This is a genomic window from Noviherbaspirillum autotrophicum, assembly GCF_000818395.1.
Lineage (GTDB): Bacteria > Pseudomonadota > Gammaproteobacteria > Burkholderiales > Burkholderiaceae_D > Noviherbaspirillum > Noviherbaspirillum autotrophicum.
The window spans coordinates 406,819-421,342 of sequence record NZ_JWJG01000028.1; the positions used below are offsets into that span (position 1 = coordinate 406,819).

The 14,524-nt window shown below is 57.7% G+C and carries 14 protein-coding genes; 6 read left to right on the forward strand and 8 right to left on the reverse strand.

Annotation, left to right across the window (positions count from 1 at the left end):
- Positions 1-470 precede the first annotated feature (470 nt).
- Positions 471-2,825 carry a putative bifunctional diguanylate cyclase/phosphodiesterase gene (locus TSA66_RS03165; protein WP_052452064.1) on the reverse strand — a complete coding sequence of 785 codons (2,355 nt, stop codon included), beginning with the start codon at positions 2,823-2,825 and terminating at the stop codon, positions 471-473.
- A gap of 28 nt (positions 2,826-2,853) precedes the next feature.
- The gene (locus tag TSA66_RS27960; RefSeq protein WP_269748351.1) at positions 2,854-4,509 is read right to left on the reverse strand and encodes a methyl-accepting chemotaxis protein; all 1,656 of its coding nucleotides are present in this window, start codon (positions 4,507-4,509) and stop codon (positions 2,854-2,856) included.
- Positions 4,510-4,803: 294 nt separating this feature from the next.
- On the opposite strand from TSA66_RS27960, the gene TSA66_RS03175 reads away from it, so the two are divergent.
- Positions 4,804-8,544 (forward strand): AAA family ATPase, encoded by a 3,741-nt coding sequence (locus tag TSA66_RS03175; protein WP_157691580.1) that lies wholly within the window; start codon positions 4,804-4,806, stop codon positions 8,542-8,544.
- Positions 8,545-8,588: 44 nt separating this feature from the next.
- On the opposite strand, the gene TSA66_RS25320 is transcribed toward TSA66_RS03175, so the two are convergent.
- A complete protein-coding gene (locus TSA66_RS25320; RefSeq protein WP_084199240.1) occupies positions 8,589-8,864 on the reverse strand; it encodes a nuclease-related domain-containing protein in 276 nt (91 codons plus the stop codon).
- A gap of 419 nt (positions 8,865-9,283) precedes the next feature.
- On the opposite strand from TSA66_RS25320, the gene TSA66_RS03185 reads away from it, so the two are divergent.
- Positions 9,284-9,736, forward strand: coding sequence for a bacteriohemerythrin (locus TSA66_RS03185; protein ID WP_157691581.1), 453 nt, complete (start codon positions 9,284-9,286; stop codon positions 9,734-9,736).
- 66 nt (positions 9,737-9,802) lie between these two features.
- On the opposite strand, the gene TSA66_RS27560 is transcribed toward TSA66_RS03185, so the two are convergent.
- A complete protein-coding gene (locus TSA66_RS27560) occupies positions 9,803-9,991 on the reverse strand; it encodes a hypothetical protein (protein ID WP_232429600.1) in 189 nt (62 codons plus the stop codon).
- Between TSA66_RS27560 and TSA66_RS25990 the strand changes: the two genes are divergently transcribed.
- Positions 9,902-10,222, forward strand: a complete 321-nt coding sequence (locus tag TSA66_RS25990) for a tyrosine-type recombinase/integrase (RefSeq protein WP_232429547.1) — start codon at positions 9,902-9,904, stop codon at positions 10,220-10,222. The genes TSA66_RS27560 and TSA66_RS25990 overlap by 90 nt on opposite strands.
- A gap of 26 nt (positions 10,223-10,248) precedes the next feature.
- On the opposite strand, the gene TSA66_RS03195 is transcribed toward TSA66_RS25990, so the two are convergent.
- Entirely contained in the window at positions 10,249-11,490 is a 1,242-nt protein-coding gene (locus TSA66_RS03195) for a type II toxin-antitoxin system HipA family toxin (RefSeq protein WP_040038959.1), read from the reverse strand.
- The gene (locus tag TSA66_RS03200) at positions 11,477-11,806 is read right to left on the reverse strand and encodes a helix-turn-helix domain-containing protein (protein ID WP_040038960.1); all 330 of its coding nucleotides are present in this window, start codon (positions 11,804-11,806) and stop codon (positions 11,477-11,479) included. The genes TSA66_RS03195 and TSA66_RS03200 overlap by 14 nt, the downstream gene beginning before the upstream one ends.
- A gap of 269 nt (positions 11,807-12,075) precedes the next feature.
- Here TSA66_RS03200 and TSA66_RS03205 point away from each other — a divergent pair, with 269 nt between their 5' ends.
- Together TSA66_RS03205 and TSA66_RS26730 are read left to right on the forward strand one after the other, a co-directional pair.
- Positions 12,076-12,438, forward strand: coding sequence for a hypothetical protein (locus tag TSA66_RS03205; RefSeq protein WP_040038961.1), 363 nt, complete (start codon positions 12,076-12,078; stop codon positions 12,436-12,438).
- Positions 12,439-12,520: 82 nt separating this feature from the next.
- The gene (locus TSA66_RS26730; protein ID WP_157691582.1) at positions 12,521-12,754 is read left to right on the forward strand and encodes a hypothetical protein; all 234 of its coding nucleotides are present in this window, start codon (positions 12,521-12,523) and stop codon (positions 12,752-12,754) included.
- Between the two features lie 4 nt (positions 12,755-12,758).
- Here the strand turns inward: TSA66_RS26730 and TSA66_RS03210 are convergent, their stop codons facing one another.
- Both TSA66_RS03210 and TSA66_RS03215 read right to left on the reverse strand, forming a co-directional pair.
- Positions 12,759-13,094, reverse strand: coding sequence for a hypothetical protein (locus TSA66_RS03210; RefSeq protein ID WP_052452067.1), 336 nt, complete (start codon positions 13,092-13,094; stop codon positions 12,759-12,761).
- A 444-nt stretch (positions 13,095-13,538) separates the two neighbouring features.
- On the reverse strand, positions 13,539-13,859 hold the full coding sequence (locus TSA66_RS03215; protein ID WP_040038962.1) for a hypothetical protein: 321 nt from the start codon (positions 13,857-13,859) through the stop codon (positions 13,539-13,541).
- Between the two features lie 436 nt (positions 13,860-14,295).
- On the opposite strand from TSA66_RS03215, the gene TSA66_RS03220 reads away from it, so the two are divergent.
- Positions 14,296-14,499, forward strand: a complete 204-nt coding sequence (locus tag TSA66_RS03220; protein WP_040038963.1) for a hypothetical protein — start codon at positions 14,296-14,298, stop codon at positions 14,497-14,499.
- Positions 14,500-14,524: the final 25 nt, after the last annotated feature.

A 14,524-nucleotide genomic window follows, 5' to 3' on the forward strand; every position in this document is an offset into this window, starting at 1 on the left:
GGATTGCCCAGGCTCGAGACGCTACAGGGAGAGAAGTCCATCCAAACGCCCAGTTTAACTATCCTAGAATTGGAATCGGGAGTGAGAGGCAGTTGTTAGAAGTTTTGAGTAAGTGGAAAGCTTTTTGCGAGAAGAAGTTGTGAGATTCTAAACCCGGCAATACAAGCGAATGAGCTTCAAGGCTATAACTCGGTTAATGGCTGCTGTGAGGTACGAGAGGCCAAACACGGTCAATGGCCGTATCCGGACAGCAGCAGCGCATCATATGGAACCAAGGTTGGGACGGGGGACTCGGAAAGTACTTGGAAGCCGGTTACCAAAATTTATGTACGATTACCGAAATTCCAATGGACTGACAAGCGATAAATGCAAATTAAGTAGTGGTCAAATAAAGTTTACATAACGTAATTTATGCGAATTTCTTCAGTTTCAGTTGTAGCGGCTCGATTAGTTTCGGTTTGCACTTCCGATCATCGCAGTACAAGGACATCTTCCAGCAGATCCCTCTTGAAAGGGCTATCGCACCAGGAGGGCCGCACGCAATCCGCGCAATTCCGCGAGGGATTTGCAGCGAGCCATTTGGCGAGTTCGGGCAAGGGCAGCGGCCTGCTGTAATAATAGCCTTGCCCGATATTGCAGCCCTGCCCTTTCAAGTAGGAGAGCTGCGCGTCGGTTTCTATGCCTTCCGCCACCACGTCAAAATTCAAGTTTTTTGCAAGCCCGATGATAGTGCTGCAAATAACGGCGCCATCTTCGCTGCGGTCCGCTTCCATGACAAACGAGCGATCAATTTTCAGCGTGTCGATCGGCAGTCGCTTTAAATATGACAAGCTGGAATAGCCGGTGCCAAAATCATCAATCGCAATTTTGACGCCGAGCGCACGAATGGCTTTCATGCTTTCGATCGCCTGGGCAGGATCGTTCATCACAGCGCTTTCCGTCAATTCGATTTCCAATGCATTACCCGGCAGATCATATCGAATTAATAACTCCCTTACCTGGTCTGCAAGCACGCCATGCCGCAATTGAATCGCGGACACATTGACGGCGAGACTGGAGAGCATCGTACCGCTTTTCCGCCACGCGCTCAGTTGTCGGCATGCCTCTTCCAGCACCCAGTTCCCGATCGGTTCAATGAGCCCGGTTTCCTCGGCAATCGGAATAAACATCATTGGCGAAATGAGGCCTCGGCCCGGATGGTGCCACCGAGTCAACACCTCAGCGCCGCATGGTACGCCGAAATGCAAACAAATCTTCGGCTGGTAATGCAGTTCCAGCTCGTCGTGTTCCAGCGCCCGGCGCAGATCCATTTCCAGGTGCAGGCGGGCGTGTGCGCGGTCGGTCATGGCCGTGCTGAAAAAGCGATAGATGCTCGTGCCATTGGCCTTCGCATCGTACATCGCGGCATCCGCATTTTTCAGCAGGCTACTCGCGTCACGCCCGTCATTCGGGAACACGGCAATACCGATGGAAGTGCCGACGCGCAAGGAAAGACCGCCGACTTCAATCGGGCATGCAATGCCTTCGATAATGCGCGTTGCAATTGCGGCAATTTCCTCCGGGCGTCCCGGGTTCGGCAGGATCATGACAAATTCGTCGCCGCCGACCCGGGCGACCGTGTCCGTTTCACGCGCGACAACTTGCAGGCGGGCTGCCACCACACGCAACAATTCGTCGCCCTTGTCGTGACCAAAGCCGTCATTCACATTCTTGAAGCGGTCAAGGTCGATGGCGATGACCGCAAGCGTATCCCCTGTGCGCTCCCCGAGCGCAATCGCATGGCGCAGGCGGTCGCCAAGCAAGGAACGATTGGCCAGGCCGGTCAATGAATCGTGAAATGCCAGATGCTCGATACGCTGGTCCTTACGCCATTGTTCTGTTATGTCGTTGAAGACGGCAACGTAATGGATGGCGCCCTCTTCGCCATTGACACGCCGGATACATTGCGACTCAAGGAAAACCTCTCCCCCCTTGCGCCGATTCCATACCTCTCCCTTCCATTCACCGGTCGCTTCGATGGACTGCCACATCGCCCGGTAAAACGCCTCGTCATGATGATTGGATTTCAACAAGCGTGGATTTTTTCCGACAGCTTCGTCGGCGCTGTAGCCAGTGATTTGCGTAAAGGCGGGATTGACAGAGAGGATGATTCCTTTCGCATCGGTGATCACGATACCTTCAATCGCGTTATGAAAGACGCTGGCTGCAAACTGCTGCTCGGTAGATGCGCGCAGCAGCTCAATATCGTCTTTTTCCATTCTCGCCGCGATGTAGCCGAGCAGCGAACATTGGCCCACAGCGGCAAGCGTATGGATGAACAAAGCATTTCGATCGAGGCAGGAAAACGCCACGACCGGAACACCCAATCCTTGCAGCGTAAAGAAACCAAGATGGTGCGAAACGATCACGCCGCACGCAATGGCGATCGGCCAGATGGCGCGGTAGTAGAGCAACAGCGAGGTGAATATAAAGAACGGTAAATGCGCTTCGCCATACCCGCCGCCAAAATGCATGAACAATGCCGAGAAAACCATTGCTGCTGTGGCGTTGTAGATACCGCCTATCGTCTCTCCGGGACGATGGCGCCAGATCAGCACCGATCCGCATGCAACGACACCGGCAATCAGAAAGGCGGCCAGCCAATTGCCGCCCATGATCGCTGGAGGGAACGTGGCAACGGAACAGGCGACAGCGGACGCTGCACCTGTTTTGTCAAAATAGGCAAGCCCAACGAGCGCCGGCGTCATGGCAGCAAACAAGACGGCAAAAAGCTTGTCCGCATGCGTACGAGTCTGCCGTAGAGAAGGCGATCGGTTGATCTTCATGGATAATTCCGGATAGTGCGGAATCGCGTCAGCAGTTTGGAGCGACGCGAATCGAGACAAGAGTCGAATCGCCCCTATATTCCGACAAGAGCTTGAAGGTGTCCACCAGGCCCACCAGCCTGGCCGCCTGTTCCTGCAAGCTGCCCGATGCGGCGGCGGCTTGCTCGACCAGGGCCGCATTTTGCTGCGTCACTTCGTCCATGTGCGTTACCGCCACGTTGACCTGTTCAATCCCTGCGCTCTGTTCAAGGCTGGCCTGGCTGATATCGCCCATGATGGTGGCCGCCTGCTTCACGGCATTTACAATTTCATTCATGGTCCGGCCAGCATCACCGACTGTCCTGCTGCCAGCCTCGACCTTGTTCACCGAGTCCGTAATGAGCTCCTGAATTTGTTTTGCGGCCGCAGCCGACCGCTGGGCAAGATGACGTACTTCGCTGGCGACAACTGCAAAGCCTCGCCCTTGTTCTCCGGCACGTGCCGCTTCGACTGCCGCATTGAGAGCAAGGATATTCGTCTGGAACGCGATGCCGTCGATGACACCGATAATGTCGACAATCTTGCGCGAGCTTTCATTAATCGAATCCATCATGTCGATCATCTGGGTGACGGCTTCGCCGCCGGCGACGGCAATATGCGCTGCCTGCGCAACCATATTGTTGGCGTCCCTTGCGTTTTCTGCGTTGTTTTTTACTGTGCTGGTGAGTTCTTCCATCGAGGACGCCGTCTCTTCCAGCGAGCTGGCCTGCGATTCGGTTCTCGCCGACAAATCTGCATTGCCTGACGCAATTTCGCGGGATCCGGTGCTGACGACTTCAGCCGATTCCTTGATCTGGCCAACAAGGAGCTTTACGTTGGTTTGCAATATGCGCAGCGATTGCACGACCTCGCCCAGTTCATCATTGCCGTGGTTGGCAATATGCCCGGACAAGTCGCCTGCGCTCATGCGCTCAACATTGCGGCGGACGAGGCCCAGCGCGTAAATAATGTCGCGGTATGACTTCATGCAGAACGCCATTGTCAGAACAACGCCTAGCACGGATATGCATGTGCCAAAATTGGCGAATGGACTAAAAACCCCGGCATTGGCGAGGGCACTGATGATGAACAGCCCGGCCAGAATGCCCGACGAGCCCAGCATCTTCGTTTTGATTGACATTGCGCGCAGAACGTTGAGTCGCGCAAGACTGCTTCGCTTGACTGCCGCGCCGTCGCGGATCAGGTACTCCTTGCTACCTGCCTTGATGGCCCGGTAAACCGCATCTGCCGCTGCGACGTTGTCTCTGCCCGGCCTGGTGCGAATGGACGTGAATCCAATAACCTGGCGCTCATTGAGAATCGGTGCCACCGTCGCCTCTACCCAATAATAATCGCCGTTCTTGCACCGGTTCTTGACTAAGCCAGTCCAGGATTTTCCGCGCTTGAGTGCCTGCCAGAGATCGTCGAACGCCTCTTCCGGCATATCGGGATGGCGCACGATGTTATGCGGCGCGCCAATCACTTCCCGTTCCGAAAATCCGCTAACCTTCAAAAATGCCTGATTAACGTATGTGATTTTTCCTTTTAAGTCGGTCTTCGTGACAATAATTTCATCATCATTCAGCACATATTCATTGACAGTAACGGGAAGGTTTGTACGCATCTTGGTTATTTTTTTGGTACGGGATAACTGGATGGAGGGCATGCTGGCCATTCCACACAACCACATCATGCTTGGGCGATATGGCAGCCTGATGACAACAGCAACTTACGTGCCTAGAAAAAATTGTTTTTCTTCACATTGTTACGCGCTTCTCATTCCCAAATGCTCGATTTTTGGTCACACTGCGCCATTGCAGTGCTTGCTTTCGTTGCGTTGTTGCTATGAGTTAAAATCCATGAAAACTTGATAACTATGAATTATTGGGCGCACTGTACTAACGCACCGTCAAAAAAACGCAAAACCGGGTAATGAGTACTTCTTGAAGGTGTGCTTAAGGTGATCGCCAGAACTGAACAAGCCAAGGGCTCGCTCGCCCTACTGGGCGGATGGGAACTGACGCAGGCCAATGGCGATGGCGTCAACTTTCCCGCCCATGAAAAAGGGCGGGCGCTGCTGGCCTACCTTGCCACGGAAGATCGTTGGCACTACCGTGAGAAGCTCGGCGAACTGCTCTGGCCAGACTCGTCCACCCCGCGCGCCAATTTGCGCCAGGCCGTATCGGTTCTACGTGCTGTCCTGAATGACGCCGCCGCCGCTTATCCTTGCCTGCTAACCCAGCGCAACATGCTGCGGTTTGCCCCCAATGCCTCTTTCGTGCCAGATGTCGCCGGGTTTATCAGGTCGTCTCCTGGCTGTGCCGCACATGACGCATCCGAGCAATGCAGTGCCTGCATCACCGTTCTCGAACAGACGGCCGCCCGCTACCGGGGGGAATTTATGGCCGGCTTCTCCTTGCCGGACTGTCCGGAGTTTGAGGCCTGGCTGCAGGTTAAGCGGGAAGTCTTCCGGCGCCATGCGTTATCCCTATTTGCGCAGATAGCGCGCTGGCACGAAAAAAACAGCGCACCCGGTACTGCCCTGATCCACGCCCGGCGTTATACCGAGCTGGAACCTTGGGATGAATCCGGGCAACGCCGCTTAATGACGCTTTACGACACAGCCGGCAATAGCAGTGCTGCAATTCAGCAGTTCGAGAGATATCGCCGACTGCTGAGCACCGAACTAGGTGCGCTTCCCGATGAAACGACCTGCGCGCTTTACGAGAACCTCTGTAAAACAAGTAGTGCGAAGGCAAGGCCGTTCGCCCCGCCGCCCGCACACAACGCGCCCGAACGACGGCAGGTGACAGTGTTGCACGTCGAATTAAGCGCTGCCGAAAGCGACCCAGAGGAAATCGTCGCGTTGCTGCAAGCACCCAGGCAACTGGCTATCGAACTCATTCGCGACGGTGGCGGCTATCATGTCCAGAGCCATGGCGCAGGCCTGCTCGCTTATTTCGGCTATCCTCGCTCGATCGAAGGTGCCGCCGTACTGGCGGCACGTACAGCACTGGCTATCTCCCGAAACATGCCCGATAAAGTGAATGCGCGACTCGGCTTGCATACTGGATTGATCGTCACCGGCACAGACTTGGCGATACCGGATGCTGCCGGTCAGAGTTCGGCGGCTGCCATCCGGCTGTGCCACGGCGCCAAGCGCAGTGAGATACGCCTGAGCGGGGCGACCCATGCGTTGATTACGGGCTACTTCCACTGCGAAGCGCTGGATGCGCATGCCCTGAACAGAGCCGAATTTCCAGGTACAGGATTCCGATTGCTGGGGGAAACCGGTGCCGTAGCGCGCCTGCAAGCTGCGGCATGGCTGGCGCCCTTGGTGGGGCGCGTGAATGAGGTGGCGTGCCTGACGGCTTCTTGGCGCAAAGTTACGGGTGGAGCAGGACAACACACCATCCTATTACGCGGCGACCCGGGCATCGGCAAATCCCGCCTGGTCCGACACTTCACAGAACTCGTCGATATCCAGCCATCCATCGTGCGGGAAATGTACTGCCGGCCCGAATACCAAAGCACCGCATTCCATCCGCTGATCGGCTACTTGGTAAAAGCCAGCGAGTTTTTTCCCGGGGACAGCGACGACGTTAAACTGGACAAGCTGGAACGCCTTCTCGCCGCCAGCCACACTGAATTTGGGCGAGATGCGTATCCTCTCCTCGCCAGCCTGCTCGCCATCCCGAGCGAAGGCCGTTATGTAGCACCCTCTTTGTCTCCGCAACAGGAAAAAGAAAAAATCATCGAGCTACTGCAGCAGATGGTCGCCTGTCCGACGGCGCAACAACCGCTCGTGCTCATTGTGGAAGACCTGCATTGGGCCGATCCCTCCACATTAGAATTGCTGGAAACGCTGGCGACACAACGCCGCACGCTCCCTTTGTTCTTGCTGCTGACGAGCAGGCCGGAATTTCGGCCGCTCTGGCAAGATAAAGTGCAACAGATCGACCTGCCGCCACTCTCCGACCAAGAGGCAACTGCGCTGGTCGGTTTGGTCGATACGCAGAACAGTGTTCCTGCCGCCACGGTGGCGCGCATAGTAGCGGCGACTGATGGAATCCCCCTGTTCATCGAGGAAACGACGAGAATGCTGGCGACGGACGAAAAATGCTCGTCCATCGATTCGGCCGTCATTCCGGCTACCTTGCGCGAACTGCTAGCTGCCCGACTCGACCGGATCGGCGATGCCACGCGCCTGGTGCAGATATGCGCAGCGATCGGCCGCGAGTTTCGCAGCGACCTGCTCGATGCAGTGACGCCGCTGACACAGGCCGAAACGGCCGCGGCCCTATGCAAGCTGGAGGAATCGGGACTGATAGGGCGCTCCGGTGCCCCGGGTATACCTGCTTACCAGTTCAAGCACGCGCTGATTCAAGAAGCCGCTTACCAATCGCAGACCCGCGCGGCACGACGCGAAGCTCACCGTCGAATTGCACATGTGCTCAAGGAGCATGCAGCGGACCGGCTCGAAGCGCCTGAAGTGCTGGCCAGTCATTTCTTTGAAGCGGGAGAAGCGCAAGAGGCGATTGAATGGTGGCGCAAGGCCGGCACGGGAGCGGCTAGTCACGGCGCCGTTTCCGAAGCCATCGAACACTTCCGTCGCGCGCTGAGCGCGACGCCTGAATTGCCGAACGACGGCGAGAGGGACAAGCTCGAATTGTCTCTTCTGGTGGAACTGGGCAACGCGCTCATTTCCAGCAAAGGTTACGGATCACCTGAGTCCGACGAGGTTTATTCGAGCGCCCTCGCGTTAAGCGAGAAGTGCGGCGTGTCCCTGGACCTATTCCGTTCGATCTGGGGCCTCTATCTCGGGTGTAGCTCCCGCAGCACGCACAGTGACGCCATGCACCTGGCGGAACGACTCCTGCAACTGGCTCGTCAGGACGGAGATCCTGCCCTGCTGATTACGGCGCATTATGCCTGCGCCAACTCCTCCTACTCTCTCGCGCGCTTTGCGAATAGCTACGAGTCTATGGAAGAAGCGCGCCGGTTATACCGCCCCGAGCTGGATACAAGACTGCTCTCGTTGTTCGGCGAGCACACCTTCGTTTCGGCACTATTGTTTGGGGCGTGGGCGCTCTGGACGCTCGGCCGCTCGACAGAGGCACTGGAAACTGCCAAGCTCGCGATTTCGATTGCACGGCGCGTCAATCATCCGCAGACATTAGGATTTGCATACTGTTGCACCGGTATTTTGCATCGTTTGCGGGGAGAATCCGGCAAGGCCAAGGAGTTCGCCGGCGCGCTCTCCGATTTGGCAACAAAGCATAACTTCGCGTTTTGGCAAGTGACGAGCGATTGCCTGCTTGGATGGGCTCAAGCCGCCGACGGCGATACGCAAGGGGTGGATCGCATTGCGATCGCCATCCAAGCAATGCGATCCGGAATTTTTGACGGTGCTGTCATGTATTTTCTTGAGATGCTGATCGAAGCGTACAAGATGTTGAACCGTCATGAAGATCAGCTACGGACGATCGACGAGGCATTAAACATCATGCAAGACATCCACGACCGTCATTTTGAAGCCGAGCTTTACCGACTGAAGGGGGAATGTTTGCTGAGCTTATCTGGCGACACGCGGCTTGCCCGGGAATGGCTGCAGCGTGCGCAGGCCGTTGCCCGTTCTCAAGGTGCGGCCGAGCTCGAACGCCGTGTCGCCGCAAGCATAGGTGTTTTGCAGGAAAATTAGCGTGACACGAGCCTATCAATAGAGGCTGTAACCTGCTTGCCCCGCTAAGAATCGTGTCGCCACCCGTTGGATGAGTCTTCATGTGGTTCGATAGCCTTGCGCGGTAAGGCCGCGTGCCGCTCGTTTTGCTGCAGCGGCGACGGCATGCCTTCGTAGGACTTCTTCCAGTCATTCCAGCGCATGAATTCGACGGATTCAGTGATTTTCAGACCATGGGAGACATGCTTTGGTTCTAGAACAAAAAACCGGTACGTGCGGTGAATGGACAGGTGATCGATCTGCGCGACCCCGCCCATCGGCCAGTTCCAGCCCCAAGTCATGAATGATGGCGGTCTTTGTTGAGTCTTTCAGGTGAAAATCAATGAGATAGGCCGCTTTCCGTTCACCCTTGAGTCCTGCTGAGCGCATGCTGAGTTCACGTTCGATCAGCGGTCTCTTGTCGGCCCCGGCTCTTTGCAGCAGCGCCTCGAGCTGGACGATGATTCCTCCCTTATCGTCACTTGGCAACTGCCCTTCTTCTTGACGCTTGGTTCCGGGGACGCCGGCACAATGCGCCAGCTAAAGCGATGCCGTGCAGCGTACTGAGGTGAACTGGCCCACCGTCGTGAGGTGGTCCCACCCCCGCACGGTGCATTTCACCCTGTTCATGGGAAGTCGCCGGAGTGCCAGCATGTTTTAATAATTGGTGCCTTGTAAATCGCGTTCCCCTTTGAACAGGTTCCACAATCGAATGAATGCCATGTCGGCCGCACTCGCTTCGTCTCGCAGACCCATCAATTCCTGGAAAAGCACTCTATCTGTCGGCAACGAAAATATCGACAACGATCACCGGTATCTTTTTTATCTCGCGGCGAAGGTTCGTGCTGAAGTTCTGGGAGCCAACAACCCCAACGCGGTGCGCTTTGTGCTCGACGCGCTGTTGACGGACGCGCAGGAGCACTTCCAGCGTGAAGAAGCACTGATGAAAGAAATACGCTACGCCGATCAGGACGAACATGTCATGGAACACCGGCTGCTTACCTACCATTTGCGCAAGTTGTATTACCGCAGTGCCGGCGGCGACCGTGTAACAAACGAGGACCTCGACATATTTTTGGACCGGTGGATGGCACGTCACATCCTGACCGCGGATCTTGACTTGGCCAAGTCCATCCATGAAGCGCATCCGCATCCCGCGCAAATGCTTGCCTGAGTCAGCGGGAACCACCTTCATGACCGCACCCTCTACGCTCGCGGATGGCGTTGCCACGGCACCGGTTTACCTATAGGCGCCGGCCGGTTCGTACATCGTCTTCAGTTGGGCCGTGTTACCGTGGCGCATGCCGGCTTCCAGGTCCTGCGTGACATGGTCAGGCGTATGGTGTACCGTGCATTCGTGTATACCCGCAACGTGGACGGCCAGTTCCAGGAAGCGGGATTCGACGCGTCGCGAGTCGTTGCATGCCATGGCGCCATCCATTGGCTGCGGCATACCGCAGGATCGCACATGGCTAACCAAGACATCGATCTGCGCCATGTCCGCGACAACCTCGGACATGAATCGATGGCACGACCAGCCATGACCTGCACGCATCCGACGATGAGCGACACCGGGAAACCGAGCAACGGCATCAGCTCCGGTGGTAATTCCCTCTCTTCCCCTCTGCGAACCGTCCGCAGCGGGCAATCCTGCCTGTAGCCAAGCGAAACGCGTGCCTGTTGCGCTCAAGCACGAAGCCGATCCAGGTTTCGGCGCATACGGACAGCCATCAGTTCCCGCAAGGCCTCGGTCAGCTCGTGCGCCGCCGTGACGAAACTGTGTTCAATTTTGTGCAGTAGGTTGTCGAGGAAAGCGGACGCTGCCTCACGGTTGTCGAAACCGAAGCGCACTGCGTCCGCCAGAACCGCATCGCGACAAATATCGGTGCGCCCGATCGACACCTGCATCGACAGTACCGGCAGCAGGTCGGCATCCGGATTGGGCACGACATCAAAGGCGGGCGACAGGCGCCAGCGGTTCTCCTGCGGCTGGAAAACCACCGCATGGTTGCGCGGATGGTCGTCGTCGTTGCCGCAGACGGCATTGAAGACCATGCGGCCAAACAGTTCAATCCTGTCCTGGTCCGGCGCGCCGATCATGCGCAATTCCTCGGCCAGGCGCGGATAACTCCACTGGGCCGCGGCTGTTTGGCCGGGATATTCGGTCTGCAGCAGCGTGGCGCCGCTTAACGTCATCAGTCGGCGCTCGCCCTGGCGATCGAAGCGGCGCACTCGCACCGCCCCCAGGCCGCTGCCGATCGGGTGATAGATGGTGTGCGCGCAATTGAGTCCGGCCAGGCGCCCCCAGGTCTGCGCAACATGCTCCAGCAATGGGATGTTTGCGAGGTCCGACGGCAGATACGGCTTGACCAGCCAGTAATCGTGGCCATCGCGTATCGTTGCCTTGGGGCGTGCCCCGCCCATGCTCGGCGTCGCTACCAGCCGTTGGCGCAGTTTGGCATCGACAGGCGGCGCGTGCTGGGAGAGGGCAACCAGTTCCTGCGCCAGCACCGCCAATTGCGGCAGCCTGGGGCTGGCAATGTGCGCCACCGATGCTTTGGGGGTACGGCCAACGGCCAGTGCGCCCCAACGTTCCGCATTGCTGCTCGCTTCCAGAAAACGCCAGTCGGCTGCCTCGTCGGGAAGGTGATGCTGCCGGCGCAACAGTGCTCTGCCCCATGCGTCTGGACAGGCATCACGCAATGCGTCATGCAAGCCGCGATAGCGCGGGGCTCCCCAGTCATGATCGATGCGAAACGGCAGGTTGACCGGATCGATGCTCCAGGCCAGCCCCGCCTCTGCGTAGCTGGGCGCATAGCGGAACAATCCGGTGCGCAGCGTTTCGTCGAACCGGTAGCGGCCGACGGTGACCCATTCGCCATTGTCCGGACGCTGCAGGTAGACGAACAGCGGCTTAGAAGTAGTCATCGGCGTGTTCTTTCGTGGACAGCCTGACACGCCGTTGACCGCTGTCGTGCTGCCAGAGTGCGCTGGGGGGCTCAGGCGCTGCGTCCTCGAACAAGCCGAGGATGTGGAAGGCAATCAGGTACAGGCCGGCGCCGGCACCAGCATCTCCCTGCTCGAGCCGGCGCAAGGTGGCTTCGGAAATCCCCATCCGGCGACATAAGTCGGCCACACGCAGCTTCTGCATCAGACGCTGTTTGCGTATGGCCATGCCCCAGATGCGTAGCCGCTCCTGGACCAGCGTCGGCACGGCAGCGGCAGAAAGGTTCTTTTTGGGCATATTATGGGCCGATCATAGATAGCAGTTTAATCTATTTAATCTATAGTCTATGATGGTTTATTGAATGAGGCAAGCATTCATAGATGATGGATTAAATTGCGCAATACGTCATCTATGATGGAATTGGCTAGCGCCGCCGCGGCGGTTAGTACGGTAAGTCCGGTGGCGCGCTCAGGCGCGGCTGGCGCGTAGGCTGTCCCCCATGTTGATGGGATGCACAAACGCCACGCAGACGTGGACAATGGCGGGTACTGAATCCACTAGCGTCTATGCTCATCCGTTTCCTGCGCGAGGCACTCGCCACATTCCACCATCGAGATACGCCGACGTTACGCGGACGGAAAATCCTGCTCGCCCATCTGCAACGGGCGAAGGTCGACTTGTCGCTCATTCCTGATGCGGCCATACACGAACTGGTGGACGACGCTTACCAAAAGTGCCGTTTTTTCAGCGCCGGTAGCCACAACAGCCCTGAAAAGGCGTTCAACGACATGCTGGAGTTGTATGCTTTTCAGATCCGCCAACTCGTGTGCAACCCGCTCTGCACGCCCTTGGAGCGCCAGTACTACAGCGGCACACGGGCAGTGCTGGAAAAGCACGGCGTCGCGCTATCCTCGTACGAAAGCCAGTGAACGCCATTCCGGACGCAGTTCCCGCGAACCGCTTTTCAATTGGCGACGTAATACGGCGCATTCCGCCAGAGCGCATGTCGGCGTGACCGAAAAAATCGAGATAGCCTTCCCTGTTTTGCGGCCGTACGATGAAATCCGGCTTCCCCTCTCCATCGAGATCCCCAACCCACACCCCAAATCGTCGATCGGAAATGGCGATCCCGGGTCGTTTCCGCTGCGTGTCGCGATCATCCTTGCCACCTCGCCAAAGCGAACCCGCCACGTCACTGAACGATATGTCGGGCAATCATCGCGCTTCGGTGACGGCGTCGGTTGACTGGTCAGTCAACCGCACCCTCGTCTTCCGGTGGACACCTCTCCCAAGGCGCATCGACCGAGTCACGCCAAGCCTGCCATCCGCGCGGGAGATCGGCGAGTTCACCGATGGTCCTGTCCCTCTCGTACGCGCATCCGAGGCAAATGAGCAAGCACTCGTCCGCCTCGGTCACGTCACCGCAAAGAAATTGCCAGTCGCCGTCTTGATCATGGCTCACGAACAGAATCGGCTCACCGTCTCGCAGCGCGCGAGACGTCGTATATGCGACGGTATTGTCCGGATCGGCGAACGGCCAGCTCGAGGGATCAAAACGGTGCGGGTGCTTTTCGACGGTATCCATGATGGTTAACGGCGAGTGTTCCAGCGCTGCCTGGCAGGATCGGCGTTGCGCGTCGAGTTAGCCATTTCTGATTCTCCTCCTCGCAAAAGAGCTGATGAAAGAGGTCACCCCCCACCACAGCACAGCCCAGAAAACGGCGACTGTCGCCCACCCGAGCAACGAAGGCGTCGCCTATCCGCCGGACTCGGCTGCTGCAAAAACGGGAAGCCCCATCCCTCGAAAGACCGCCAGCGGCAGATAGATCGACCCAGCGGCAGCAGGCGCAACAGCTTCGGGGGGAAACGCCACGACAAGCAGCTGCAGCATCAAGAGCAATCCCCAGACGGTCAAACGTAGTCGCATAGTCGCAAAGGTTAACGTTCAAGTTCACAGGCAGCCATGACCGCGAGCGCCGAACAGCAAGTGCCATTAGCGCTGGCCATGCCTGGCTTCACCGTAATCACGTCATTGCCAATCGTACGTCACCGCCAGCCCGTTGGCGCGGGCAATCTCTCTGATAACCCGGCGTGGCCCCTCTACACTGCCTTCCGTTGCGTTATCCCATTCGAGCTTGATTCGCGTGAAACGCCGGCGGAACGTGATGCGTCCATAATCAATCCAGGCATCCGGACCGGAATATTCGGAAGTCTTTTTCCAGCCATAGGTAGGGAGCCGGCCCGCCAGCTTCCAGAATTGCTCTGTTGGTATGTCCTTTATCGTGGCCAGCCCAAGCAGAGAAAACCGCAGTTTGGCAAATAATCGTAATGCTTTTGTCAGTTGTTTCATCGCCAAAGTATAACGGCTCCGCCGCCCGGCGAGCAGGCTCGCCGGTGTCGAACGACGAAGATGTCTCGCGCCCCCACTGGACGCGCTCCCACGATTAGGCGAAGCCGATCGCACAGCAGGGGCAAGCGCATCGTTTTGCCGTGGACTTGGCCGGTGCTTTGCGGACGTGCTCTTTTTGGTGTTGGCGTCGCCGCAAGCCTGACCCGCCCCACCGTGCACAAGTGACTGCACGCGGCGCACGCTGGCTGGCGCCACACGCCGAGACGATCCGCCATGACTGCCTGGCCAGGAGCGAATCTGCGCCGCTTCCGGTGTATCATCCATGCCAGTATTCCGATAGTGCGATGTACCACGCAGCGCGTTGGCCAACCTTCACGCGCAGTCCGCCTGACGCACGTTCCAACTTCAACCCTTGCCCTTCCGATTGAGGACAACGATGACTGCCACGCGACCAGGATGGACGCCCGTTAGCAACCCGCGCATCCGCGTGCACGTTGAACAGCTCACCGAACAACTGGGGCTTGCCGCCCGTGATCACTTCGAAGAGCGCGCCGGCATCCTGGAATACGAATCCGGCATGGACCGCGCCGCCGCCGAGGAATTGGCGTTGCAGCAGATACGGCTCGCCTTTTGCCGCTAAACGTTTCCCGTCCCGACACGCTCTG